Source organism: Leptospira haakeii (assembly GCF_002812045.1).
Lineage (GTDB): Bacteria > Spirochaetota > Leptospiria > Leptospirales > Leptospiraceae > Leptospira_B > Leptospira_B haakeii.
Genome location: NZ_NPEG01000001.1, coordinates 771,714 through 793,478 on the forward strand (window position 1 = coordinate 771,714; position 21,765 = coordinate 793,478).

Here is a 21,765-nt window from a genome sequence, read left to right on the forward strand (position 1 = left end):
TTTATTCGGAAGAATGTCCGCTCAGTATTCTTAACTCTGAGGCCTGACTATTGATCTTGTCGATCTCAGTGTTCAGTTTGGTGGATTCTTCACTGATCTCGTTTATGTCTTTTTCCAACTGGCTCATTGTTTTCATTAATTCGTTCTGGCCGAGAGTTTGTTCCTTGGTAGATTCCAGAATATCAGTGGAAGCAGACTTGATCGTATCCAACTCATTTAAGAAACTTTTAAGAATGGACTTTTGCTCTTTATAGAGCTCGTTCATTTGGACAATACGATCAGTAGTTTGGATCAATTTGACTTTTTGTTTTTCAGTCAGATCTCCGGTTTCTGCGGAAGCAACCTTTGCTTCATTGATAAAACTTTGGGATTGTTTCACAATAGAAGAAATAGATTTCGCGTTTTCAGAAGTGAAGTCAGCAAGCTTGCTGACCTCATTTGCTACTACTGCAAATCCTCTTCCTGCGACACCTGCTCTTGCCGCTTCTATAGACGCGTTTAATGCGAGAAGGTTTGTTTTATCTGCAATCTCCCCCATGATCTGGTTGATCTCGTCTACTCTATTGAATGAATTTGCGATATCAGCGAGATAAGAATTCGTTTTTTCAGCGGCAATGGTAACATTCTCCATATCCGCTTTGTTCTCTTCTGCAAATACAGAAAGAGTTTCGCTGTATTCCGTAATATCTCCAATAATCCCGCCCAGCTTTTGAGAGTTAGAAGCTAGTCCTGAAATACCTTCGTTTTGAGTTTCGATTGATTGAGTATTATTGATAGAAGAAGCAGAAAGTTCTTCTAATACCGCGTTAACTTCTTCCAAGGCTGCGGCCTGAGATTCCATCTTTTCCCCAGTCCTTGCGATATAACCTGCAAATTCCTTGATAGAGGTTTCTAAGTTTTCTGCTGAGTTGCGAATGATGTTTTGGTTATCTTTGATTTGAGTTAAAAATACTTGGGACTCTCCGAATAATCTGGAACCTTCTGTAGTCAGGTTTTCGAATAGTCTCATCAATTGGTATAAAATCACACTCGCAGTGATCATAAAACCGATCTTTACGATCTGAACAGAGAAAATTAAGGTATCAGGATCTTTGGACTTGCTTGCATTCTCAGTTAATACCAGTCCACTTTTCCAGCCTACGTAAAGAGCAATTGCGACTCCGATAGCAGTTAATAGGCCAACCAGAAGTACGAATTTTTTCTCTCCCAGTAAGGAGGAGTAGATCATTATATAAAAATAAATGAAGAATAAGATCATATTTGCGATCGTATCTCTTGCTACGATCGCATTTATACTACAATCAGCTGCCATGATCGCAGAAAGGATGATCACATCTAAAATCACTAATGTCTTTTGGAATCTGATCCCAACCCTTCCACCTCTCGCTAGGAAAAATTCAAAGATACAATACAGTGCCATCAAACCTGTTCCTACAGAATGAGCAATTACCTGAGTAGGATGGTTTGTTTTAGAAACTCCGATCAGAGTTAGGATAAAAAGAACCACTAGTCCTAAGCGGATCCGGTTGATAACGATAGCACCGTTCGTCCAGATTTTTGCTATAGACGATTCTTTAGAGATCGCGGAATTTACCATGGAATTCATCATTCACCTTCCGGCAGATTTTAATTTATTAAATTCGCCTAATATTGTATCCGGAACTTAAGAAAGAGAGGTTCTCACTTCTTCTAAGATCCGATCCATTTCCAGGATACCTTCTTCAAATAAGGCAGGTCCCGGTTGCAAAATGATCGCAGGATCCATTTCGAAAATTTTGTCGTTTTTGATCGCTGGAATATCTTTCCATTCATCCCTGGTGCGTACCCATTCGAAGTCCATAGGTTTTCCACACCAGCTTCCGATGATCAAATCCGGTTTTGCATCAGCTACTTCATGAAGGCTTATGATCCTGTCTTTGGCCAAGGATTTTTCTTTCAAATGGCCGAAAGAATCCACTGCTCCTACAATCTCCAATAATTCGGAAACCCATCTGATTCCTGTGATAATCGGATGATCCCATTCTTGGAAAAACACCTTAAGTTTTGGTTTAGAAGAAGAACGTTCTCTTATCTCGTTTAATCTTTTTTTATACGATTCCACAAGTTTAGAAGTCTGCTCCGATTTTCCGATTAATGATCCCACCATCATAATGGTCTGGAAAATTTCCTCCAAACTTCTTTGGTTGGTGATCAGAACATTCAGTCCTTCTTTTACTAGATCGTGAGAAAGTTGTGCCTGAATATCCGAAAAACCAATGACCAGATCCGGATCCAGCTCCTTGATTCTCTTTATGTTTCCGTTAATAAAAGCGGATACTCTAGGTTTTTCTTCTTTTGCCTGAGGGGGTCTTTCCGTATATGCTGAGATGCCTACGATTCGTTCTTCTTCTCCTAATAAATAGAGAAGTTCGGTAGTCTCTTCAGTTAAACATACGATTCTTTGCGGACCGATTTTACTCAACTGTGATACTTCTTCTTATCATCTATTAATTTTTCCACTACACTTGGATCAGCTAAGGTAGATATATCTCCCAAACCTTCGAACTCACTTGAGGCGATCTTACGTAAGATCCTTCTCATAATTTTTCCGGATCTGGTTTTAGGAAGTCCAGGTGCCCAATGGATCACATCAGGTCTTGCGATCTTCCCAATCATTTTTTCCACAGTCGCGATCAGCTCTTTTTTAAGAGAATCATTTGTAGTTACACCTTCTTTCACTGTGACGTAAGCATAAATTCCCTGGCCCTTGATATCATGTGGAAATCCTACAACGGCTGCTTCTGCTACGGAAAGATTTTCAACAAGTGCGCTTTCTACTTCTGCGGAGCCGATCCTATGGCCTGATACATTGATCACATCATCCACACGACCGGTGATCCAATAATATCCGTCTTTGTCTCTTCTTGCCCCGTCTCCTGTAAAATAATAACCTTTATAAATAGAGAAGTAGGTATCGAAAAATCTTTTCGGGTCCTTAAACACTCCTCTCATCATGGAAGGCCAAGGAGATTTGATGGCTAGGTTTCCTGAAACTTCTCCCTTGGAGTTGATTTCTTTTCCTTCATCATCTAAAAGAACAGGTTGTACCCCGAAAAACGGAAGAGTTGCAGATCCCGGCTTTTGAGCGATTGCGCCAGGCAAAGGAGAGATCATGATCGCTCCGGTTTCCGTCTGCCACCAAGTGTCTACGATAGGACATTTGGATTTTCCAACATGTTTAAAATACCATTCCCATGCTTCCGGATTGATCGGTTCTCCTACGGATCCAATCAATCTGAGGGAGCTTAGGTTTCTTTTTTCGATAGGATCTGTTCCTTCTCTCATTAAAGAGCGAATTGCAGTAGGTGCAGTATAAAATACTGTGACTCCGTGTTTATCGATCACATCCCAGAATCTTCCCACATCAGGGTAAGTAGGAACTCCCTCAAACATGATAGAAGTGGCACCGTTTGAAAGTGGCCCATACACTAAATAACTATGACCTGTTACCCAACCTATATCGGCGGTACACCAATATGTATCCGTAGGTTTGATATCAAAAACATAATGAAAGGTCATATTGACCCCTAAAAGATATCCTCCAGTCGTATGAAGAACTCCTTTCGGTTTTCCGGTAGAACCAGAAGTATATAGAATGAACAAAGGATCTTCCGAATCCATTTGTTCAGGTTTACAATATGCAGGAAGATTTGGGTCATTCATTAGATAATGCCACCAACGATCTCTTCCTTCTTTCCAATTCAGTTCTGTTTCTTGTCCGGTCCTTCTAACAACGATGACATTATTTACCTTTTCAGAAGACTGATCTAAAGCCGTATCTACTGCCTTTTTCAGATCCAGACTTTTACCACCTCTATAACCTCCATCGGAAGTTACGATCAATCTTGGTTTACAATCTTCTATCCTACTTTGTAGAGCTTCCGGAGAAAAACCTCCGAATACAACGGAGTGGATTGCACCAATACGAGTACATGCAAGAATTGTAATAGCAAGTTCAGGGATCATCGGCAGGTAAACCATTACCACATCACCTTTTCGGATGCCTGAATTTTTGAGAACGTTTGCGAACTTATTCACTTCACGATAAAGATCATAGTAGGTATAAGTTTTGGATTCTTGGGGATTATCACCTTCCCAGATGATCGCGGCTTTATTCTTTAAAGGAGTATCTATATAACGGTCGAGGCAATTATAAGAGACATTGATCTTGCCTCCCTCGAACCATTTTACTTTTGCATTCTTAAAATCGTGATCTAAAACCTTATTCCATTTTTTGAACCAGGTAAGGCGAGTAGAAGCTTCTCGGGCCCAAAACTTTTTAGGATTCTCTATAGATTCTTTGTATAATGCCTTATAATCTTTGAGGTTGATATTCGCTGTTTTTTTGAAATTAGCGAACGGCTGGACGATTCTTTCTTTCGACATGGCTTATTCCTTCGCAATCGAATACGAAACTTTTTAATTTCCGTACTGTCCACTCATTCTCTAACCCACATTTAGGAGAGTTTTTTATTTAAAATCGCGCCTGTTATGTAAAAAAAGAATTCTCCCCCCGACCGTATTTCAGCAGGCTCACCTCAATGTCAGAAAAATTGGACACTCGGGAAAGTTTTAAGCGTAGGTTCTTAGTTTGGCTGGTGCCTACGATTGTAGTTTTTTTACAAAGGATCATCGGGCTCACCTCAAGAAAGGTAGAATTAGGAAAGGAGCATTTTAACTCTCTTTATCCTTTGAAGAAGCCGTTTATTCTCTGCGTTTGGCATACGAACGTTCTTTACTCACCATACTTGAATAAGAATCGTAAATTAGCAGTTTTGATCTCCGAATCTAAGGATGGAGATTTTATCACCGGAGTGGTGCATAGGTTCGGTAACGGAAGTATTCGTGGGAGTTCTTCCAAAGGTGGATCCAAAGCTCTTAAAGCTATGATCGTTCATTTGAGAAAAAATCTTCCTGCAGCATTTACTCCCGACGGGCCTAGAGGTCCAGCTTGGATCGTTCAACCTGGAGTAATTGCAGCTGCCCAAGTCTCTCAGGTTCCTATCTTACCTTTTCATTATGAATGTACAAAACAATGGATTGCGGAGAAGTCTTGGGACAAACATAGGATCCCAAAACCTTTTACAACTTTTGTAATCTCTTACGGAGAGCCAATCATGATCCCAAGAGATCTAGATGAGGCTGGATTCGAAAGAGAAAGATTAAAAGTAGAGAAAGCAATGCTCGAAAATAAAAATCGAGCAGAGCAAAAAGCAGAAGAACTTAGAAGGGCAGCTGGGATCAAGTCGAACCAGTCCGAATTAAATCCAGAAACTCGCTCCTAGTTACCATATTCGTTTTAAATTCTCCGAGCATACAAGAAGTGAAAAGTTCGGAGTTTTGTTTTTCTACTCCTCTCATCATCATACAAAGATGTTTTGCTTTGATGACTACCGCAACGCCTAAGGGATCCAAAACTTCCATAAGGGCGTATGCTATTTGTTCAGTCATTCTTTCTTGAACCTGTAACCTTCTAGCAAATACGTCTACGATACGTGGAATTTTAGAAATCCCTATAATCTTTTTATTAGGAATATAACCTACGTGAGCCTTTCCAAAAAAAGGAAGAAGATGATGTTCGCAAAGAGAATACATTTCGATGTCTCTGACAAGGACCATTCCTTGGCTGTCCTCTTCGAAGATCGCTCCGTTTACAATCGTATCAATATCTGCTTTATAACCGGAAGTCAGGAATTCATAAGCTTTCCGGACCCTTTTAGGAGTGTTTAAAAGTCCTTCTCTATTCGGATCTTCTCCGATTGCTTTTAATATACTCGTTACTTCGTTTTCCAAGGTGTCTCTCCGTTCTTCGCTTCGAAAATGTATGTAGTTAGACTCGTCTGGACAAGTCTTGGTAATTTACTTCTCTTTTCAAGGGGAAAAGCGATTGGCTTGCCATTCCTAGTTCATCTTATACGATGGTTTAATTTTCAATGATGGCCAGAAGGATCAAAATCGGATTCGATGCAAGGATGATTGCCCATTCAGGGATTGGTTCCAGGATCAAAGGGCTTTTGAATTGGTTAGGCGATATCGCCTCTAAAAAAGGGATCCAGATAATTCTTCTTGGAAATCCTGATATTCTAAAAAAGAATCTTTCCCCAAAGGTTTTATCCTCTTACGAAATTATAGAATATAATGCTGGGATTTATTCTATCAAAGAATGGTTCGGAATTTCTGAGATGAAAGAGTTAGATCTATTGGATATCCCACATTTTAACGCACCTTTAAAATTCCTAGATCGTTGTGTTGTTACTATTCACGATATTATTCCATTCAGAATGAAACAGTTCCATTCTTCTTTTTTGAAACAATCTTATATGAAGATCGTGTTTTTACTCATTAGGAAGAAGGCCAAAAAGATCATTACAGTTTCGGATTTTACCGCAAAAGATATTACTGAAGTTTTTTCATTTTCTCCATCTCAGATGAGAACCGTCTATAATGGCTTGGACTCAAAAACATTTTCTCCTAAAAGCGATTCAGAAAAGAAGAAGTTCCTGAAACAGTACGGATTGAAACCTGGATACTTGCTCAGCGTTGGGATTGGAAAAGAGCATAAAAATTTAGGATTCGTACTTAAATCTCTCAAAAAACTTTGGTCCGAACAAAGGATCAAAGTTGATTGGGTGATCGCTGGTTCAGGCGGAAAACTTCCCGATTATCTAGCTGAAGATGCAAAAGGTTGGGAAGATAGAATTAAATTGGTTCCTTATTTGTCTGAACAAGAATTGGCGACTTTATATTCTGGGGCAGGGTTACTTGTTTATCCTTCTTTATACGAGGGATTTGGATTTCCTCCTGTCGAAGCTCAGTCTTGCGGTTGCCCAGTATATTCTTCTAACTCAAGTGTTCTTCCTGAAATTTTAGAAGACACTGCATTCTTCTTTGATCCAACAGATTCTCACTCTTTTGAAACTGACTTAGTTAAATTATTAGATTCTCCCAAACTTCTAAGTTCTAAAACCAAAAAAGGTTTAAAAAATTCTAAAAGGTTTGATTGGAAAAAATCTGCAACCGAGATCGTAGAAGAATATTTACAGTTGGTGAAGAGCTGATTTAGGAATTTTTGAAAGAAGGTTTTCCGAGGGAAACTTTTCTTTCTTCTATTTTGAGTCGGATCGATTTTCTTTCATCTTCCGTATACATGGTCCATCTACCGATCTCTTCTAATGTGCGATAACAACCTTCGCAGAGACCGGTCTCATAATCCATATTGCAGATCTTGATACATGGAGAACGAACAATCATCCTAGGAACTACTTGGTCTTTTTGACCTTCTTCTTATTCGACGTAGTTTTTTTAGGTTTTGCTTTTGCAGATTTAGCAATTGAGGTGTTTCCGTTAACATCTACCATTCCTGATAATTCAGTAAATAGAGAAAGTCCTGAAATTTTACCTGGAACGATTACGTGGGCCGCTCCGTTATTTCTGAGAACTTCCGCTTCTTTAGGATCATCCGTAGTTAGGATGATTTTTGGTTGGTGATGTCTGCAGATACTTTTTAAGGATTCAAGTAATCTGCGGTTGGTAGTTCCTTTTAAGATCATATCAGAAACTGTGCAGACGATATATCTCGCTTCTTCTATTCCTAAATGATGAAGGCTCTCCGGATTTGCTAGATCTCCGTATGCCCAACGGATACCCTTAGATTCCAGGGTTTGTCTATAGATCGGATTAAAATCCACTACCAACATTCTTTTGAGCCAAGAAGGTTTATCTTCTTCTATCCCGTCGATTAGTCCCTGCGCGATCCTGAAATATCCTAATACCACGATATCTCTTTTGGTCTCTCCGGTTACTTGGGACTCTAATGGTTCTTTGTTTTCCTTTACTCCAAATAGAGATAAGAAAGAAATAATTCCTCTGGCGATCTTATCATTAAACAAGATCACATAAGTGGATATGATAGAAGCGATGATCATTGAAGTAAGAACGATCGCCTGTAGATCTTTTCCAATATGCTCCTTTTGCACTCCAAGTGCTAAGATTACCAAAGAGAATTCTGAAATTTGCGCCAGGTTTAGTCCTGCAACAATACCCGCTCTTAAACCTTTGCCTGAGAAGAAAACAGTAGGAGCAATGATTACAACTCTGCTGACTAAAACAAATCCGACGGCTAAGAATGCCAGGCCTAAATCGCTTGCACTCGGAGCTTGGATTTTCATTCCAAGAGCTACGAAAAATAATGTAATGAAGAAGTCTCTGATCCCGGAAAGTTTGCTGATCACATCTGCACCATAAGGGAAGGCTGCGATACTCACTCCCGCGATCAATGCTCCCATCTCTTTAGAAAGTTGGAGTTTTTCTGCAACACCGCATAAGAAGAAACACCATGCAATCGAAGTGATCAAAACCAATTCGGGTTTGGAAGCTGCGAACAAGAAAATTCTGGATAGAATAAAACGACTGACTAGGAAAGCTACCGCAACAAGAGCGATACCTTTGACCAAGGATCCGAGCACGTTCAGGATCTGGGGATCTTGCAAGTCCGGTTGGATTCCCATAAATAGAATGGCCCAAATATCTTGTAAGACTAAAACACCTATAGTAAGTCGCCCGGCAACAGTACTGATCTCAAACTTATCGTGCAGAAGTTTAACCACGATCATTGTGGAACTGAGAGAGAGTGCGATCGCAAAGTATAGAAGATCAAAATTTCCGGGAGTAGGAGGGAAGAATGTACGGAAAGCAAACCAGGCTGCCGCAACACCCAAGAAGAATTGTAGAACTCCCAGAGCGAACATGGAACGACCCATTCTGGCTAATTCTTTTAGATCGATCTCTAAACCGATGATGAACAATAAAAGGATCAAACCGATCTCGGAGATCAGTTCTATACTTTCTTCACTTTTAACATAACCAATGGTCAGCTTTCCGCCCACATAAGGTCCGAATAATGGGCCAATGATCAATCCAGCTATTACATAACCTAAGACCAGCGGTTGTTTGAATGCTTTTGCGATGATTGCGAAGAAGGTCGCGAAAATAATACTAAGGGCGATATCAACTAATAGAGTAAGTGAATGATGTTCCATCTTTTCGGTATGAATTCCCCTTAGATTAGTTTTGTTGGAAGGATATTACAAAAAGAAATTATTAAATGAATATAGTCCATTCACTTTTTAATACGAATTTTCGTATCCAGAGAAGGAGGGAGCAATGCTCCAAGGAGAGATTTCAGTCGTTGGATTTGAATAGATCCTTAACAGCGTCTTTTGCTTTGGACAAGGTGTAATCTTCTCTATCGATCAACACAAAATCTAAATTCTCTTTTTCTATTCTAGCCAGAACTTTGGCGATGTCTGCTGGAGATTTTAAGTTCGTTGCCAGATATTTGAACTTGGTCCCGCATTCAGGGCAAGACTTGTCCTTAGTATAATTCAGTCCCAGATGTTTACATTTTCCGCAAGTTCCGTACAGATCATCTATGATCATCAATTGAGCAGAAACCTCGCTTACGCTTAGTTTTTGCCAAACTCGGATATACTTTTTGTCTTCAGCTGACATTCTTTTAGAAAAATGAATTCAAAAGATTAGTCAAGGGTTTTACGGATTGTCTGAAGAATGAGAGAAGTCGCCTCTTCCAATTCAGTTTTGGAAATACAAAGAGGAGGAGCAAATCTGATTGTATGATCATGAGTTTGTTTTGCTAGGATTCCGGACTCTAAAAGTTTATAGCAGATCTTTTTAGCTCTTGGTCCTGCCTCATCCGGGAAAAATTCAACTGCGTTTAACAATCCTTTCCCTCGGATCTCTTTTACTTTATCAGGGTATTCAGATTTCAAAGCTTGCAGAGAAGAGCGGAATTCTGTTCCTCTTAACTCTGAGTTCTCTGAAAGATTTTCTTCTAATAAGACTTGGATTGCGGTTTTGGCCACTGCAGCCGCTAAGGGATTTCCGCCGAATGTAGAGCCGTGAGTCCCCGGTTTTAAGGTAAGGATGATCTCATCGGAACCCAATACTGCGGAAACAGGAAGAGTTCCTCCGGACAAAGCTTTGCCAAGCACGAGCAAATCCGGCTTTACATTCTCATGGTCCGCAGCCAAAAGTTTTCCAGTTCTTCCAAGGCCAGTTTGCACCTCGTCCAAGATCAGAAGTACGTTAAACTCTGAGCAAAGTTTACGTACTTCTTTGAGGTAACCTTCTCTTGGGACGATTACTCCTGCTTCTCCCTGGATGGGCTCCACCATAAAGGCTGCAACATTAGGATCTTCTAATTCTTTTTTTAAGGCATCCGTATCGTTAAATGGAATAATAGAAAATCCGGGAACAAAAGGTCCAAAATCTCCTCTACTAGTGGGATCAGTGGATGCGGAGATTGCACCTATACTTCTTCCCCAAAAATTTCCGGAGGCAAAAACGATCTTAGCTTTGTCTGCCGGGATTTTTTTAACTTGGTAACCCCATCTTCTTGCTAGCTTAACGGAAGTTTCCGCCGCTTCTACTCCGGTGTTCATTGGGACCATTCTATCGAATCCGAATGTATCACATAAAAATTTTTCCATAGGACCTAGTTGATCATTATAGAATGCTCTCGAAGTAAGAGTTAGTTTTTCGGATTGGGCCTTTAATGTTTCAATAATTTTAGGATGGCAATGGCCTTGGTTAACTGCGCTGTAAGCAGATAAAAAATCGAAATATTTTTTCCCATCAGTATCCCAAAGAAATACACCTTTCCCTCTCTCCAGCACCACGGGAAGAGGTTCATAATTAAATGCTCCGTACTCTTTTTCGGTATCGAAGTAAAATTGGGAAGTTTGCGTGTGCATCGTACTTGATTCTAACCGGTTCAAGAGTCACACAAGGAGATTTCGGTATTTTACCTTGACTTTTGTGTTTCAACTTGTTGAAATTTATCGCATGCAATTCTCTTTTCCGAAAATACCCGCTTCTATACCGATCGTTTTTGCGATTATGTTCCTTACGAACTGTCTTTATACGAATATTAAATCTCCAGGTTGGTACTACTCTCAAAGTTATTCTGATGTAAGAGGAATGGAACCGGTAGGCAAATTAGAAGGTGTGTCTTGCGGAACTAGCTGGCTTTGGATAGTTTATACGGGAGATGAAAGTTACGAGGCAGCTGTCCAAAATGCGATTAAGGATAAAGCGGACCTTCTATTCGATGTTCAAACGGACTATAGTTATAAATCCTTTATATTCGCTCTCTATTTTGAAAAATGCACCCGTGTTACCGGGATCGGAGTGAAACTTCCTCAAAGACTTCTGAAAAAAGAATGAAATTCATTCCTTACAAACGGATCCTTTTTCTAATTCTGATCTTAGCTGAGTTAGTTGGTTGTATCCAGATGGGAGCAAGTGGTAGGGCCCTAGTCCGTAGGAATCCGGAACCTTATCCAACCGGGATCGGAATTCCACCTGACAATGATGTTCATCTGAATGGTGCAAATTTCAGGGACCCTTCTATCCATTATGGAGAATCATCCACTAAGTTGAGGACGGGAGGTTTTGACGGTTATATCCGAACCACAACTTCTTTTCCTCATAAGGATATGTTTCATGCTTCTTTAGATGGTTGGGATTGGTCTGAGTATAGGATCGTAAAATTCCAAGGAGAAAGTAAGGGTTGTCAATTCGGTGTACGTTTGTTTCTTCCCATTAAACGAGGGTCTAACGATGCATTCATTCCGATCCATTTTACTTTCGGTAACAAAAGTTTTTACGAAGACTTAGGTGAGCAGATGAAGTTGAATTCTATTGAAGCTTTATTCGATAGTAGGCTGGACGTGGAGTACACCGCCTATATCTTCGGATTATTCAGAAGAAAATGTCTGAGGTTTCAAAGTTATGGCATCCAAAAATTCTAACTCTATTCCATTATTCTTATCCGCTATTTTAGGTTTTTTAGCAGTGGCTCTCGGAGCATTCGGAGCTCACGGATTAAAATCAGTATTAGCTCCTGATTTACTTATCATTTATGAAACTGGAGCAAGATATCATCTTATCCATGCAGTAGTTTTACTCGTACTATCATTGAGCGGAAAACTTTCAGAATCCAAGTTTAGAAGGATCGGTTTTTGGCTAATCTTCACTGGGATCTTAATCTTCTCGGGTTCATTATACGCACTTTCTTTAACTGGGATCAGAGTTTTAGGCGCAATCACTCCTTTTGGAGGATTAGCATTTTTAACCGGTTGGGTATCGATCGCTTACTCCGCTTTTTCTGATAAAGAATAAGTTTTCTATCTGGTAATATGGAAATTAAAATCCGTATTACCAAAAGTTCCGTACAATCTTAGCCAAAGTGGAAGTATCATTTCGGTTGCTCTAGCTCCAGTGATATCTCCTAGGTCGATGATATTCTTCCAACCGAAATCCTTAGCTAAAAGGTCCGAAACTTTTTTCTTTGCATCCGGATCATTTCCACAAATGAATACATCATGTTCTCCCGGAACTCCGGAAGCGTTTACCATAATAGTACAATTCATTGTGTTAAGAGTCTTAACCACTTTCAGATCTGGAAAAGATTTTTGGATGGTTTCTCCTAAGGAATCATTCGTGCCGAAAATTAAACCGGGCGGTCTTCCTTTGGAAAAATCGAGTGCGTTTGCGAGATCTACTAAAACTTTTCCTTTAAGGGTTTCTTCTCCAGCGGATTTTAAAACTTCTACACTGACCTCACCTTTTGTACAATTGAATAGAATGTCTCCGAAAGAGGCTGCGTCCTTGAAAGTTCCTTGAGAAGCTTTGTTTCCGGACCTAGAAACCCATTGGGCTGCCTTTTCATTTGTGGCGGAACGAGATCCCATTTTTACCTCGTGTCCTTTTTCGATTAGTTTACTGCCAATGGTTTCTCCAACCATTCCGGTCCCTAAAACTCCGATTTTCATTTATTTCTCCAAGGGTATAATTTCAAAATTGTCAAACTGGATCGGTTTAACTGTTTTTAGACAAAGGATCTAATGTATTGTTCTTTCTATTCTTTTTCTGTATTGGAAAAAAGAAATAAAACTGTAACTGTATTCCTTACTAAAATTAGGTAATGATAATCAACGTATGAAGTTAGAATACACGATTTTCCAAATAGATGCTTTCACCGATTCCTTATTCAAGGGAAATCCTGCTGCAGTTGTTCCCTGGGAAGGAGAATGGCTGCCGGACTCGAAACTCATTGAGTTAGCAGCGGAGAATAATCTATCTGAGACTGCATTCTTTCGCTCAAGAAAAGAAAAGGGAGAATATGATCTGAGATGGTTTACTCCTGGTGTAGAAGTGGATCTTTGTGGTCATGCAACTTTAGCAACCGCTTTTGCAATTTACGAAGTGTTGGAAAATAAATCGGATGTTACTTCTTTAAAATTCCATACTAAGAGCGGGATCTTGGAAGTGTTTCGGGAGAATGGAAAATACTATTTGGATTTTCCTGCGAGACCCCCTGTAAAGACCGAATATTCTCCGGATGATGTAGCTTCTTGCTTTAATATAAAAGCAAAAGAGATCTTAAAAGCTCGAGACATTCTATTCGTTTTTGAAAAAGAATCAGATATTAAAAATTTAATCCCGAATCATGAAGCCTTGAAAAATCTTCCATTTTTTGCGGCGATTGTGACTGCTCCGGCAGACAGCGGGAAGTCTTATGATTTTGTTTCCAGATTTTTTGCTCCAGCCAAAGGAGTTCCAGAAGATCCGGTAACCGGTTCTTCTCATTGTACATTGATCCCTTTTTGGTCGGAAAAATTCGGGAAAAAGAAACTAAATGCTTACCAAGCTTCTGCAAGAGGTGGACATCTAATTTGCGAGAATAGAGGAGAAAGAGTTCGCATAGGAGGAAACTGCAAACTATATCTGACAGGCACTTTTTATTTAGAGTAGAAGTTTTACTTATAAGATTTATTCTTCAGACCTGAATCCAAAATTTGTAAAATCTTCTCAGCTTCCTGCAAGGCGTTGTTCTTATTAATTTGTAATAGTTGATTATTCAGTTGGCATTCGTTAAGAAGAACTGAATATCCATGAACCAAGGACCAGGCTGCAGTTGCCATTTCCCTTGCTTCGAACTTATTGACTTTTTGAGACTCGCAGATCAGGACTGTTTCCCAAAGTTTTAAGAAAGAATTCTTACCAGCTTCCGTCAGATCTTCCAAGTCACCCACGGGTCCAAGATCTATATGCCACATTGCTCTGTAGTAACCAACATTTTCCAAACAAAATGAAATATAAGCAATTCCTAACCTTCTTAATCGATCGAATGGATCAGAAGGAGAAGAAGCATTTTCCGCCTTTGTAAATTCTTCCGTTATTTTTATAAATCCATCTTTCGAAATTTGAGCAAGAAGGTCTCTATGAGAAGGGAAATGTCTATATGCAGCAGCATGGCTAACTCCTGCTTCTCTTGCGATCTCTCTAATCGTGAACGCTGAATCTTTACTTATTTCCAAACGTTTTAAGGCCAGTGTTTTTAGGGTTTCTGCCAGATTCCCATGGTGATAAGAACCTTCCGGCTTTTTCATTTTTTTCTTTGCAGGCATAAAAAATTTCCCAAAAAATGTTGACGTTGGTAACATTTAGTGTTACCAATAGTAACATTCTCGGATCACTAGTGGATTTTTCAAGTAAATCACAGATCAAATCGGGAAATTAAGAGGTTTTATGACTCCAGAACTAACATTCAAACTAGCCAGCAATTTTGCGATTATAGGCTGGTTATTACTTGCGGGTCTGCCAAATGCCCGAGTAACCAAATTATTGGTAAGGAACGGGGTTTGGCCCTTGGTCCTTTCGGGATTATATTTATTGATACTTGTATTACATGCAAGAGGAGGATTCGATTTCGGGTCCTTGGAAGGTGTGACCAAACTTTTTTCTAATCCTTGGGTCTTGTTAGCGGGTTGGGTTCATTATCTTGCATTCGATTTATTTGTTGGAATTTGGGAAACGAAAGAAGCAGAAGTTTTAGGAATTTCCAGATGGATACTCATCCCTTGTCTGTTCTTTACTTTAATGTTCGGACCAATCGGCTATTTATTATTTCAAATCGTTCGTTGGAAAAAAGGAGGAAGCTATGCAAGCATCTAACGTTATATACCCGAACCATTCTCGATCGGAGGGTTTTTTCTATACTTTAAGAAAGAATAGAAGTTTAAGTTTTTATACTGGGTTGGTGTCTTTACTTTTAATACCAGTCTACCTTCTTCTTTCCCAACTAGATCCAAGAACTGTTATGGGAATCAATACCTGGATCAAGCCGATCAAGTTCGCGGTTTCGATCGGGATCTTTCTTTGGACCATGGCTTGGTTTTTAGACAAGCTCAATGATTTTCCTGTTTTTAGAGATAGAATGGAGAAGTATTTCGTGATCGCTCTCTCGGCAGAATTGATACTGATTACTTTGCAAGCGGGTAGAGGTGTGCAATCCCACTTTAATAATTCTACTATTTTTGATTCAATAGTCTATGGGATTATGGGTTTCTTTATTTTTCCCATGATGGTAGTGCCAATCTTAATGGATCGAAAATTTAAACTTCTAAGTTCAAAATTTGATCCTAGGATCTTAATCTCGATTAGATTTTCTCTTTGGATATTAGCGATTGCTTCTATCATTGGGTTTATCATATCCCAAAGGCTTGCTCATGCTGTAGGTGTTCCTGACGGAGGTCCTGGATTACCTCTTGTGAATTGGAGCAAGAATGGCGGAGATATTCGTATTGCACATTTTGTCGGGATACATGCTTTGCAAGTTCTTCCTTTGTTTGCCTTCTTAGCGATCAAACAAAGTTGGAATACTTTGAGTGTTAAAATTGTTTCTATAGGGTATGCGATCTTGGTAGGAGCAGTTTTCGTAAATGCGATGTTTGGTCGTCCTTTGATCTAAGATATTCTATGGTTTCTAAAAAATCCAAACAAACTAAAGATAACTCTGAGATCATTTCAGAAATACTAAAACCGCATACGAAAAAAGTTTTAGAAATCATAGACTCTCTCAGGAAAAAGATCAAAAAAGAATTTCCTGATTTTGAAGAAAGAGGTTATCCAGTTTGGAAGGCAATAGGCTTCAGAGATAAAAACTCAGGTTATGTATGTGGTATCTTTCCCTTTTCAGAAAACGTACGTTTAATCTTTGAATGGGGAGTTTTGCTCAAAGATCCGGATAAAATTTTGTTAGGAGATACAAAACAGATCCGTTATTTGGAATATTCTTCTAACAAAGAAGTAGATATAAATATCATCAGAGAGTTTTTGGAGCAAAGCTTGGGATTGCCGAAAGGTAAAAAAGAAAAAGAAATGATCATAGAAAGTATGGGCTTTATTAAAAAGCTCCCTTCTAAGAAAAGGAAACCATAATGGAATATTTTAAATCTATAATGATCTTTATCTTTGCAGGACTTTGCGAGATAGGCGGTGGATACCTTGTCTGGCTTTGGTATAAGGAATCCAAATCAGTAATCTATTTGATTACTGGCGGATTGATCTTGGCCTTGTATGGAGTAGTCGCCGCTTTACAAACTTCTTCCTTTGGAAGAGTATATGCAACCTATGGTGGATTTTTTATCGTAATGTCTTTGCTATGGGCTTGGAAGATGGATGGATTCCAGCCGGACAGATATGATATTATAGGATCATTGATCGCGTTGTTCGGTGTAGCAGTGATCTATTATACGCCCCGATAATAGATCTTTAAAGTGAAAATACTAACCTCTTTCAGTTCCGAAATAAAATTTTCCTTGTTTGCGGATCAGATTCCTTTGGATCAATCCGTCCGCAATGATGAGTAAACCTTGAGCAGCTGCATGTTTCTGTTCGTCTGGAACATCATTTTGTTTGGACATCAATTCGTGAACGAAAGCTCTACGTTTTGCATCCATTACTCCTAACATGGAGCCGCAAACTTTTTTATCTCCCACCAAGAATGCAAGCGCCAAGGTTTGAGGTGGAGTTTCATTGCATAAATAAAACAATGCAAGATTATCAAAGAAGGACAATTCTTCGAAGGACTTTAGAGTTAATTCTTCTTTATCTTCTCCGCTCATGCTGACTCCTGTTCTTTGATTTTAGAATCCAGATATTCCACTAAGTATTTGGAATTTGGTTCTTCTCCGGTTGCTTGTTGGATCAGTTCCTTTGCTTCCAAACTTCTACCCTTACTGTGAACATGTTTTCTAAGCCAATCAAGGAGAGAAGAAGTTTCTCTGTTTTTCAATTCATCCTTGAACTTAGGATTTTGTTGGAGGAAGGCAGAATAGAGTTGGGCCGCATAAATATTTCCCAAAGAGTATGTAGGGAAATAGCCAAATGCTCCACCGCTCCAATGAACATCCTGTAAAAATCCTTTAGAATCATCTGGAACATCCACACCTAGCAAGGACTTCATTACCTCTTTCCAAGCTCCTGAAAGGTCCTTTAATGCGAGTTCCTTTTTAAAAATCGCTCTTTCGATCTGAAACCTTCCGATCACATGTAGATTATAAGTGACCTGGTCCGCTTCCACTCGTATCAAAGAGGGTTTGGATTTATTCACAAAAGAATAAAGTTTAGAAAAAGGAAGAGAAGATTCTGAAATGCCTAAGTTCTCCAGAAATAAAGGATAGATCCCTTCCCAAAATTCTTTCGATCTTCCCACTTGGTTTTCCCAAAGACGACTCTGGGATTCGTGAACACCTAAAGAAACAGAATCTTTTAAAGGAGAAGGACCTCCAACAATCAAAGAAATGCCTGCCTCATACAATGCATGACCGGTCTCATGTAGAACGGAATAAACGGAAGAAAGAGGATCCGATTCTTCATAACGTGTGGTGATCCTTTTATCGAAAGAACCTAAAGAGGTTGAGAATGGATGAGCACTTGAATCTAAACGAAATCCAGACTCAGGCAAACCTAAAAGAACAGGAAGACTTGTATTAAAAGGAATCTGAGAATCGATCGGAAAATTGCCCTGAAAAGGAAAACTTGCATCCTTCGCTTTTGCAATCAAAGGCACTAAAGATTTTCTAAGATCAGCAAATAAACTTTCTAAATCGGCTGCTTTTGCTTCCGGTTCATATTCATCTAAAAGAGCGTCATATACTTCTGTGGAATAACCGAAATAGTCAGCCTTCTGAAAAACAAGATCTACTATCTTTTGTAAGATAGGAAGAAAAGAAGAAGCATCATTCTTCTTTCTTGCATCTACCCAAATAGAATGAGCCTGGCTTGTGACTTTGGAAAATTCTTCCACCCAAGAGATTGGCAAACAAGAAGAACGATCCAGATCTTTGAACAATAAATATAACTCTCTTTCTCTAAGAGATTTACCCGGAGCATCAGAGCGATAGTTTTCTTCTCTAGCTTTCTCCGCTAAACTACGAAACGAATCACCGATAAAAGATTTATGTGCAAGCCCGGAAAGAAAACTAAGTTGATCGCCTCTTTCACTTAAACCGTCGCTTGGGATACCGATTTCCATGTCCCAATGCAATACACTTCCAATGTTTCTAAGATGGTAAATATTACGGAATTCATCCCGATAGGCTTTGAATGCCGGAAGGATATTTTCCCAATTTTGAAGCTCAGATTCCCACATACTTAAAAAACATTCTTTTCGATTGACATCTCGTCCACCAACCAAAAACTGACTTTTGTCTATCGCGGGCATGGTGTAATGGCTAGCACCGTAGCCTTCCAAGCTTCTAGTGAGGGTTCGAGTCCCTCTGCCCGCAAAAATTTCCCCTTAACTCAAAACTAAATTTTCATGTTCTTCTTTATTCGAAGGACTCGAGCGTTTTCAATCTCAGCCAAAAATCGTATCTAAATACATCATAAACACAAACCCAAAGATTAGCGTTAAAGCGGAGAAGTCGTGAAATCCTCTCTTATGAGTTTCCGGAATGATCTCGCCTACTATGATAAACAACATTGCACCTGCTGCAAAATTCAAAAGCCCGTCTTCTAATTTTGTAGAAAGTTGTCTGATCGCAAAAACACCTGCTGCTCCAAGACCCGTGCAGAGTCCTGCGACTAAACTTGCTAAAAATCCTGATAATATGATATTAGAAGACATGGACCAGGTTTGGATTTTCCCAAAGGAATCCGCAATAGAATTTCTAAATCCTATTTTGTCAGAAAGTTTTTTCTGGACTTGTTTTTACTTCCTGTTTAAATCTGCCTCATTCTTTATATTGGTGGAGAATTATGGATCGAATTCCGAAATACGTTTCTATTCTTTTGATTTTATTGTTTGCTGCGACTTTGTCCGCTCAAAACGATACTTATACTGTAGCTGCAAACACTTGGCCTGCCGACTTTTCTTCTTTTGAATCTTTTAGGGATGCTAACGCTAGTACTCCTCAAGGAGCGGTTATCGTTCTTTTAGCAGCACTTTCTATCTATTCCAAAAATGCGGAAGAAGGTAAGAAGGCGCTAATTATCTGCTTGGACGCTAACTCTCTTATATCGGATACTTCTCCTAATGGATACAAAGGTTTTAATATCAATCGCAACACGATCGATTTAGTGAAAAGGCAGTTAGAGCAGCATCCTTATTTAATAGGTTCTTATCTTCCAGGCTCTTCTTTCCAAAACGGGTATAAACCTTCTAACCCTCCCTATAACTTTACTCTAACTTCTAATCGATTCAGTGGAACAGAAGAGTCCGGGCAGAAAAAATTATTTCTGCCTTCTTCCGGCGCTGATACTCCAAGGCCAGTGACCGTAAAAAGAAACGCTAAAGGTGTCTGGAAAGCTTCCGAGTTTTCCAGTTTATTAGTGGGTATTAAAAAGCCTGCAACTTCTAATCCCGCGGACGATCTTTGATCGTCCTTAAGAAGCTTCTTTTTGTAACATATCCGCAGCGAAAGCTTCTTCCAATTGACGAACTGCATTTTTGGAATAAGCAATCAGTTCTTTTTCATTATGTCTGAGTTTGAATTGATCTGTGACCATTTTCTCATCATAATCCCTGAACTTTTGGATAAAGTATTTTACTTCCGAAGGTAAAAATCCCAGATCTTTTAAAGTTTCTTCTGCAAGTTCTAAGGAAGAAGCAAAAGTATCTCTTCGTATTGTTTCAATGCCCAGTTCCATCAGATCGAAATAATGGGATCTATTTCTGGCTCTTGCAACGATCCTCAAGTTTGGAAAATTTTCTTTAGCGATCTTCGCGATCTTTACGGATAATTCTGCATCTTGGATGGCAAGTACAAGTATTTCCGCTTGGGCCGCTCCTGCCGCGGTCAATAGATCTAGTCTACTTGCATCTCCGTAATATATCTTATGGCCGAATTTTCTGGCGGCATTTACTTGGTCTGCATTATGCTCTAATGCGGTGAATCTAATTTTATGTAGATACAACATCCTGGAAATGATTTGCCCAACCCTTCCGAAACCTGCAATGATCACACGGTTCTTTTCATAAATCGGATCAGCTGGTCTTTCTTCTTCTTCGTGTACGTAAGGATCTATTACTTTTTCTTTAATAATCCCTACAAAAGGAGTGAGTATCATAGAAGCGGTAACGATTACGATGGAATAGTCGGTCGTTTCTTTAGAAAGAATACTGAGTTGAGCTGCTACGTTCAGGATCACGAATGCAAATTCTCCGCCCTGGGAAATGCTTACGGCAAGATTGGAAGAAGAATCAGAAGTAAGTTTTGCGATCTTTCCTAAAACAAAAAGAACAATCCCTTTTACAGACATTAGTCCGAATGCAAGACCGAAAATCAAAAATGGATGATTGATCAGGATTTCCAAATTCATGGACATTCCAACCGCAAGAAAGAATAGCCCTAATAATAATCCTTTAAAAGGTTCTAAGTTTGCCTCTAGCTCATGTCTGTATTCCGAATCAGCAAGTAACACTCCTCCTAAAAAAGAACCGAGCGCCATGGAAAGCCCTACCTTCTCCATTGCAAAAGAAACTCCAAGCACTAACACCAAAGAGAGAGCTACGAAAATTTCGTGATTTCCAGTGGCGGCGATCATTCTGAAAAGAGGTCTCATCAAAAAGCGTCCGCTTAGGATCACTAAAAGAATAGCTGCAACCGCAGTTCCTAATTTATAAAAATTTAATCCACTATGGGCGGTTTGTCCCGGTTCTAAAGCTGCTAAAGGGAGAATTGCCATTACAGGGATCACTGCTAAATCCTGAAAGAGAAGGATCGCAAATGCGGATCTTCCGTATGAAGTATTGAGCTGATTTTTTTCTGCCAAGGATTGAAGAGCAAACGCTGTAGAAGAAAGTGATAAACTAATCCCTAATATGATCGAAGGAATAAGACCCAATTGGAATAGATAACCGATTAATCCGCCTAATAAAAGTGAGGAAACTGCTACCTGGAAAAATCCCATTCCAAAAACGGGTTTTCGAAGCACCCAAAGAGTTTGTGGTCTGAGTTCTAACCCGATCAAAAAAAGAAGAAGAACTACCCCGAATTCTGCAAAATGCATGATCTCGGTCCCACCGGTCACAAGTCGGACTCCATGAGGGCCGATCAGAATTCCCCCCACGACATAACCTATAATAGATCCTATTCCTAACTTTTTGAAAACAGGAACACATAGAACGGCTGTGCTTAGTAGAATAATGGCAGTAACGAGTAGACTTTTCTCTTCCATCAATGCTCTTCCTTGTGATTTGAATTAATTTTCATTAGACATTTTACGGATAGGTAATAAAACCACTTTTCCTAAGTATGATTCTTCTTCTCAAACTGGAAAACGCCATAATTATTTAGGACTATTATGAGGAAAAAGTCGCTTCTTCATTAGATTCGCGTTAAGAAATATCTTTCG

Annotated in this window: 25 protein-coding genes and 1 tRNA gene; 12 read left to right on the forward strand and 14 right to left on the reverse strand. The window is 39.4% G+C overall.

The features are described 5' to 3' along the window. Position 1: 1 nt before the first annotated feature. The 3 genes from CH377_RS03670 to acs all read right to left on the reverse strand — a co-directional run bounded on the left by CH377_RS03670 (position 2) and on the right by acs (position 4,425). On the reverse strand, positions 2–1,597 hold the full coding sequence (locus CH377_RS03670; protein ID WP_207797587.1) for a methyl-accepting chemotaxis protein: 1,596 nt from the start codon (positions 1,595–1,597) through the stop codon (positions 2–4). 66 nt (positions 1,598–1,663) lie between these two features. Next, positions 1,664–2,461: a cobalamin-binding protein gene (locus CH377_RS03675; protein ID WP_100722444.1), complete on the reverse strand. Its 798-nt coding sequence runs from the start codon at positions 2,459–2,461 to the stop codon at positions 1,664–1,666. Continuing rightward, positions 2,458–4,425: an acetate--CoA ligase gene (gene acs / locus CH377_RS03680; RefSeq protein WP_100722445.1), complete on the reverse strand. Its 1,968-nt coding sequence runs from the start codon at positions 4,423–4,425 to the stop codon at positions 2,458–2,460. The genes CH377_RS03675 and acs overlap by 4 nt, the downstream gene beginning before the upstream one ends. A 155-nt stretch (positions 4,426–4,580) precedes the next feature. On the opposite strand from acs, the gene CH377_RS03685 reads away from it, so the two are divergent. Beyond that, positions 4,581–5,324: a lysophospholipid acyltransferase family protein gene (locus tag CH377_RS03685; RefSeq protein WP_100722446.1), complete on the forward strand. Its 744-nt coding sequence runs from the start codon at positions 4,581–4,583 to the stop codon at positions 5,322–5,324. Here the strand turns inward: CH377_RS03685 and folE are convergent. Then, positions 5,281–5,832 carry a GTP cyclohydrolase I FolE gene (gene folE / locus CH377_RS03690; RefSeq protein ID WP_008591026.1) on the reverse strand — a complete coding sequence of 184 codons (552 nt, stop codon included), beginning with the start codon at positions 5,830–5,832 and terminating at the stop codon, positions 5,281–5,283. The genes CH377_RS03685 and folE overlap by 44 nt on opposite strands. 140 nt (positions 5,833–5,972) lie before the next feature. On the opposite strand from folE, the gene CH377_RS03695 reads away from it, so the two are divergent. Continuing rightward, positions 5,973–7,097, forward strand: a complete 1,125-nt coding sequence (locus CH377_RS03695; protein ID WP_100722447.1) for a glycosyltransferase family 4 protein — start codon at positions 5,973–5,975, stop codon at positions 7,095–7,097. 1 nt (position 7,098) lies between these two features. On the opposite strand, the gene CH377_RS03700 is transcribed toward CH377_RS03695, so the two are convergent. The 4 genes from CH377_RS03700 to rocD form a co-directional block, all read right to left on the reverse strand. Continuing rightward, positions 7,099–7,290, reverse strand: a complete 192-nt coding sequence (locus tag CH377_RS03700) for a DUF1289 domain-containing protein (RefSeq protein WP_100722448.1) — start codon at positions 7,288–7,290, stop codon at positions 7,099–7,101. Positions 7,291–7,298: 8 nt separating this feature from the next. Beyond that, positions 7,299–9,077, reverse strand: a complete 1,779-nt coding sequence (locus tag CH377_RS03705; RefSeq protein WP_100722449.1) for a cation:proton antiporter — start codon at positions 9,075–9,077, stop codon at positions 7,299–7,301. Between the two features lie 142 nt (positions 9,078–9,219). Beyond that, positions 9,220–9,549 (reverse strand): hypothetical protein, encoded by a 330-nt coding sequence (locus CH377_RS03710; RefSeq protein WP_100722450.1) that lies wholly within the window; start codon positions 9,547–9,549, stop codon positions 9,220–9,222. Positions 9,550–9,575: 26 nt separating this feature from the next. Then, a complete protein-coding gene (gene rocD, locus CH377_RS03715) occupies positions 9,576–10,811 on the reverse strand; it encodes an ornithine--oxo-acid transaminase (protein ID WP_100722451.1) in 1,236 nt (411 codons plus the stop codon). A 145-nt stretch (positions 10,812–10,956) separates the two neighbouring features. Here rocD and CH377_RS03720 point away from each other — a divergent pair, with 145 nt between their 5' ends. The 3 genes from CH377_RS03720 to CH377_RS03730 are packed head-to-tail and all read left to right on the forward strand — an operon-like array spanning position 10,957 to position 12,240. Then, positions 10,957–11,283: a TRL-like family protein gene (locus CH377_RS03720; RefSeq protein ID WP_165780455.1), complete on the forward strand. Its 327-nt coding sequence runs from the start codon at positions 10,957–10,959 to the stop codon at positions 11,281–11,283. Then, on the forward strand, positions 11,280–11,870 hold the full coding sequence (locus tag CH377_RS03725) for a hypothetical protein (protein ID WP_100722452.1): 591 nt from the start codon (positions 11,280–11,282) through the stop codon (positions 11,868–11,870). The genes CH377_RS03720 and CH377_RS03725 overlap by 4 nt, the downstream gene beginning before the upstream one ends. Beyond that, positions 11,851–12,240: a DUF423 domain-containing protein gene (locus CH377_RS03730; protein WP_100722453.1), complete on the forward strand. Its 390-nt coding sequence runs from the start codon at positions 11,851–11,853 to the stop codon at positions 12,238–12,240. The genes CH377_RS03725 and CH377_RS03730 overlap by 20 nt, the downstream gene beginning before the upstream one ends. Positions 12,241–12,245: 5 nt before the next feature. Here CH377_RS03730 and CH377_RS03735 read toward each other — a convergent pair whose 3' ends face one another. Beyond that, a complete protein-coding gene (locus CH377_RS03735; RefSeq protein ID WP_100722454.1) occupies positions 12,246–12,893 on the reverse strand; it encodes an NADPH-dependent F420 reductase in 648 nt (215 codons plus the stop codon). A gap of 166 nt (positions 12,894–13,059) precedes the next feature. Between CH377_RS03735 and CH377_RS03740 the strand changes: the two genes are divergently transcribed. Continuing rightward, the gene (locus CH377_RS03740; protein WP_100722455.1) at positions 13,060–13,875 is read left to right on the forward strand and encodes a PhzF family phenazine biosynthesis protein; all 816 of its coding nucleotides are present in this window, start codon (positions 13,060–13,062) and stop codon (positions 13,873–13,875) included. Positions 13,876–13,880: 5 nt separating this feature from the next. Here the strand turns inward: CH377_RS03740 and CH377_RS03745 are convergent, their stop codons facing one another. Further along, positions 13,881–14,531 carry a TetR/AcrR family transcriptional regulator gene (locus CH377_RS03745; protein WP_100722456.1) on the reverse strand — a complete coding sequence of 217 codons (651 nt, stop codon included), beginning with the start codon at positions 14,529–14,531 and terminating at the stop codon, positions 13,881–13,883. A 121-nt stretch (positions 14,532–14,652) separates the two neighbouring features. Here CH377_RS03745 and CH377_RS03750 point away from each other — a divergent pair, with 121 nt between their 5' ends. The 4 genes from CH377_RS03750 to CH377_RS03765 are packed head-to-tail and all read left to right on the forward strand — an operon-like array spanning position 14,653 to position 16,670. Continuing rightward, complete coding sequence (locus tag CH377_RS03750) at positions 14,653–15,078, forward strand: ABA4-like family protein (protein WP_100722457.1); 426 nt, start codon at positions 14,653–14,655, stop codon at positions 15,076–15,078. Further along, positions 15,065–15,874: a hypothetical protein gene (locus CH377_RS03755; protein ID WP_100722458.1), complete on the forward strand. Its 810-nt coding sequence runs from the start codon at positions 15,065–15,067 to the stop codon at positions 15,872–15,874. The genes CH377_RS03750 and CH377_RS03755 overlap by 14 nt, the downstream gene beginning before the upstream one ends. A gap of 8 nt (positions 15,875–15,882) precedes the next feature. Next, a complete protein-coding gene (locus tag CH377_RS03760; protein WP_100722459.1) occupies positions 15,883–16,344 on the forward strand; it encodes a DUF1801 domain-containing protein in 462 nt (153 codons plus the stop codon). Then, on the forward strand, positions 16,344–16,670 hold the full coding sequence (locus CH377_RS03765; RefSeq protein ID WP_100722460.1) for a YnfA family protein: 327 nt from the start codon (positions 16,344–16,346) through the stop codon (positions 16,668–16,670). The genes CH377_RS03760 and CH377_RS03765 overlap by 1 nt, the downstream gene beginning before the upstream one ends. 21 nt (positions 16,671–16,691) lie before the next feature. Here the strand turns inward: CH377_RS03765 and CH377_RS19640 are convergent, their stop codons facing one another. Together CH377_RS19640 and CH377_RS03770 are read right to left on the reverse strand one after the other, a co-directional pair. Continuing rightward, positions 16,692–17,030, reverse strand: a complete 339-nt coding sequence (locus CH377_RS19640) for a hypothetical protein (protein ID WP_165780447.1) — start codon at positions 17,028–17,030, stop codon at positions 16,692–16,694. Then, positions 17,027–18,559, reverse strand: coding sequence for a carboxypeptidase M32 (locus tag CH377_RS03770; protein ID WP_165780456.1), 1,533 nt, complete (start codon positions 18,557–18,559; stop codon positions 17,027–17,029). The genes CH377_RS19640 and CH377_RS03770 overlap by 4 nt, the downstream gene beginning before the upstream one ends. A 64-nt stretch (positions 18,560–18,623) precedes the next feature. On the opposite strand from CH377_RS03770, the gene CH377_RS03775 reads away from it, so the two are divergent. Further along, positions 18,624–18,695, forward strand: a tRNA-Gly gene (locus tag CH377_RS03775). Between the two features lie 71 nt (positions 18,696–18,766). Here the strand turns inward: CH377_RS03775 and CH377_RS19840 are convergent. Then, complete coding sequence (locus CH377_RS19840; protein ID WP_243401948.1) at positions 18,767–19,036, reverse strand: ZIP family metal transporter; 270 nt, start codon at positions 19,034–19,036, stop codon at positions 18,767–18,769. A gap of 131 nt (positions 19,037–19,167) precedes the next feature. Between CH377_RS19840 and CH377_RS03785 the strand changes: the two genes are divergently transcribed. Next, positions 19,168–19,788: a DUF6935 domain-containing protein gene (locus CH377_RS03785; protein ID WP_100722461.1), complete on the forward strand. Its 621-nt coding sequence runs from the start codon at positions 19,168–19,170 to the stop codon at positions 19,786–19,788. Between the two features lie 6 nt (positions 19,789–19,794). Here CH377_RS03785 and CH377_RS03790 read toward each other — a convergent pair whose 3' ends face one another. Further along, positions 19,795–21,588 (reverse strand): monovalent cation:proton antiporter-2 (CPA2) family protein, encoded by a 1,794-nt coding sequence (locus CH377_RS03790; protein WP_100722462.1) that lies wholly within the window; start codon positions 21,586–21,588, stop codon positions 19,795–19,797. Between the last annotated feature and the right edge of the window lie 177 nt (positions 21,589–21,765).

What these genes read in the sequence shown, in the direction of transcription:
- CH377_RS03670 (WP_207797587.1), bottom strand. Translation starts at nt 1,597, where the DNA reads ATGGTAAATTCCGCGATCTCTAAAGAATCGTCTATAGCAAAAATCTGG.
- acs (WP_100722445.1), bottom strand. Translation starts at nt 4,425, where the DNA reads ATGTCGAAAGAAAGAATCGTCCAGCCGTTCGCTAATTTCAAAAAAACA.
- CH377_RS03685 (WP_100722446.1), top strand. Translation starts at nt 4,581, where the DNA reads ATGTCAGAAAAATTGGACACTCGGGAAAGTTTTAAGCGTAGGTTCTTA.
- CH377_RS03695 (WP_100722447.1), top strand. Translation starts at nt 5,973, where the DNA reads ATGATGGCCAGAAGGATCAAAATCGGATTCGATGCAAGGATGATTGCC.
- CH377_RS03700 (WP_100722448.1), bottom strand. Translation starts at nt 7,290, where the DNA reads ATGATTGTTCGTTCTCCATGTATCAAGATCTGCAATATGGATTATGAG.
- CH377_RS03705 (WP_100722449.1), bottom strand. Translation starts at nt 9,077, where the DNA reads ATGGAACATCATTCACTTACTCTATTAGTTGATATCGCCCTTAGTATT.
- CH377_RS03710 (WP_100722450.1), bottom strand. Translation starts at nt 9,549, where the DNA reads ATGTCAGCTGAAGACAAAAAGTATATCCGAGTTTGGCAAAAACTAAGC.
- rocD (WP_100722451.1), bottom strand. Translation starts at nt 10,811, where the DNA reads ATGCACACGCAAACTTCCCAATTTTACTTCGATACCGAAAAAGAGTAC.
- CH377_RS03720 (WP_165780455.1), top strand. Translation starts at nt 10,957, where the DNA reads ATGTTCCTTACGAACTGTCTTTATACGAATATTAAATCTCCAGGTTGG.
- CH377_RS03725 (WP_100722452.1), top strand. Translation starts at nt 11,280, where the DNA reads ATGAAATTCATTCCTTACAAACGGATCCTTTTTCTAATTCTGATCTTA.
- CH377_RS03730 (WP_100722453.1), top strand. Translation starts at nt 11,851, where the DNA reads ATGGCATCCAAAAATTCTAACTCTATTCCATTATTCTTATCCGCTATT.
- CH377_RS03735 (WP_100722454.1), bottom strand. Translation starts at nt 12,893, where the DNA reads ATGAAAATCGGAGTTTTAGGGACCGGAATGGTTGGAGAAACCATTGGC.
- CH377_RS03740 (WP_100722455.1), top strand. Translation starts at nt 13,060, where the DNA reads ATGAAGTTAGAATACACGATTTTCCAAATAGATGCTTTCACCGATTCC.
- CH377_RS03745 (WP_100722456.1), bottom strand. Translation starts at nt 14,531, where the DNA reads ATGCCTGCAAAGAAAAAAATGAAAAAGCCGGAAGGTTCTTATCACCAT.
- CH377_RS03750 (WP_100722457.1), top strand. Translation starts at nt 14,653, where the DNA reads ATGACTCCAGAACTAACATTCAAACTAGCCAGCAATTTTGCGATTATA.
- CH377_RS03755 (WP_100722458.1), top strand. Translation starts at nt 15,065, where the DNA reads ATGCAAGCATCTAACGTTATATACCCGAACCATTCTCGATCGGAGGGT.
- CH377_RS03760 (WP_100722459.1), top strand. Translation starts at nt 15,883, where the DNA reads ATGGTTTCTAAAAAATCCAAACAAACTAAAGATAACTCTGAGATCATT.
- CH377_RS03765 (WP_100722460.1), top strand. Translation starts at nt 16,344, where the DNA reads ATGGAATATTTTAAATCTATAATGATCTTTATCTTTGCAGGACTTTGC.
- CH377_RS19640 (WP_165780447.1), bottom strand. Translation starts at nt 17,030, where the DNA reads ATGAGCGGAGAAGATAAAGAAGAATTAACTCTAAAGTCCTTCGAAGAA.
- CH377_RS03770 (WP_165780456.1), bottom strand. Translation starts at nt 18,559, where the DNA reads ATGTGGGAATCTGAGCTTCAAAATTGGGAAAATATCCTTCCGGCATTC.
- CH377_RS19840 (WP_243401948.1), bottom strand. Translation starts at nt 19,036, where the DNA reads ATGTCTTCTAATATCATATTATCAGGATTTTTAGCAAGTTTAGTCGCA.
- CH377_RS03785 (WP_100722461.1), top strand. Translation starts at nt 19,168, where the DNA reads ATGGATCGAATTCCGAAATACGTTTCTATTCTTTTGATTTTATTGTTT.
- CH377_RS03790 (WP_100722462.1), bottom strand. Translation starts at nt 21,588, where the DNA reads ATGGAAGAGAAAAGTCTACTCGTTACTGCCATTATTCTACTAAGCACA.